The organism is Streptomyces sp. NPDC031274, from assembly GCF_055570235.1.
The window spans coordinates 1-1,598 of the sequence record NZ_JBVIHP010000184.1; the positions used below are offsets into that span (position 1 = coordinate 1).

General features: G+C 65.5%; 2 protein-coding genes. Both read left to right on the forward strand.

The features are described from left to right. Positions 1-699 (forward strand): amino acid permease (locus tag ACZ5CR_RS44790; RefSeq protein WP_468869311.1); only part of this gene is annotated, 699 nt, incomplete at its 5' end. Positions 700-905: 206 nt separating this feature from the next. Next, a partial coding sequence (locus ACZ5CR_RS44795) for a phosphotransferase enzyme family protein (RefSeq protein WP_468869313.1) occupies positions 906-1,598 on the forward strand: 693 nt, incomplete at its 3' end.

Genomic DNA, 1,598 nt, shown 5'->3' on the forward strand with positions numbered 1-1,598 from the left:
GTCTTGCTCTTCGGGCTCACCTTCGCTATTCAGTCGTACAACGGCGCCCTCGATACAACGACTGGCGTTCCTCCCGCGCAGATCTTCCTGGACGCCCTCGGTGCGAGCACCGGCAAGATGATGCTCCTCGTCGTCATCGGTGCCCAACTCTTCTGCGGCATGGCCTCCGTGACCGCGAACAGCCGCATGATCTATGCCTTCAGTCGCGACGGTGCCCTTCCGTTCTCTCGGGTGTGGCACAAGCTGAATCCCGGAACGCGCACTCCGACCAATGCCGTCTGGCTCGCCGCAGGCGGCGCGTTCGTTCTCGGTCTGCCGTACTTGTACAACGTCACTGCGTATGCGGCCGTCACCTCGATCGCGACGATCGGCCTCTACATCGCGTACGTCGTGCCGACCTTCCTTCGCCTGCGTCAGGGGGAGAACTTCCGCCGGGGTCCCTGGCATCTGGGGCGCTGGTCGAGGCCTGTCGGTGTGGTCGCGGTGGCATGGGTCATGGTGATCACGGTTCTGTTCATGCTGCCCCAGGTCTCCCCGGTGACCTTGGAGACGTTCAATTACGCGCCCGTCGCCGTCGGCGTGGTGCTGGTCTTCTCCGGAACCTGGTGGCTCGTCTCTGCCCGCAAGTGGTTCCTCAACCCGAACCACCCGCGGAACGCGCCGCCCGTCAGGCCCACGCCGCAGAAGGCCTCGCGATGACAGGCCGGGGACAGGGCACGGCCAGCTCGGCTCGGTAGCTGCCGGATGGGCTCGCTGCCTGTCGCCGCCCTGCCCGCAGGAAGGCGGCGAGCCCATGAACCTTCGAACATCGGGCCTGCCTCCGCATCTGGTTCTTGATCCGCAAAGGCACGCCCTCGCCGTGCCACTGGCCCGCCACTAGCGCAGAAGGGGAACCCGTGAGCCGCATGGACGACGAAGACGGGATGGACGAACTGACGGCTGACGTGCTCGCCGAGCGGTATGGGATCTCAGTCAAGACAGTGGAGTGGACGCCGGCAGACAGCGAGTCCGTGAATCGACGCGTCCTGACCGCTGACGGCCGACGGCTGCTCGTGAAGGAATACGCCACGTCGGTCGACGTAGACCTGGCGAAGACAGCCTGGGACATGTCGGAGTTCTGCCGGGCTGCTGATCTTCCCGTGCCACGGGTGTGGCCGGACCGTGACGGTGACCTCGTCGCCATCTCCGAGGGCGGCGCCTGGGTGGTGGTCGACGAAGTTCTCGGCCGCGTGGAAACGACGACCGCGAACCTGGCTCGCGCCAAGAGCATCGGCACGACCTTGGGGCGAATGCACAGGGTCTTGGCTGTGTACCCTCTGCCGAAACTGGTGGAGCAGTCGCAGTGGCGCACCATGTCCTGTGACGAAGGCGTGGCCGAGTGCGCGGTCGTGTTGGCGACGGCCCAGCAGCAAGAGGGCAGCGACCTAGCACAGGTGCGCGGCTGGCTTCATGACCGTCAGCGGGATCTCGCCGCGCATACTGATCGGCTGCGGGCCGGGCTGCCTGCGGAGTTGGTGGAACAGGCTGTGCACGGGGATTTCACCCGGTCACATGTACTCATGGTTGCCGATTCCGTGACCGGCATCCTCAATTTCCTT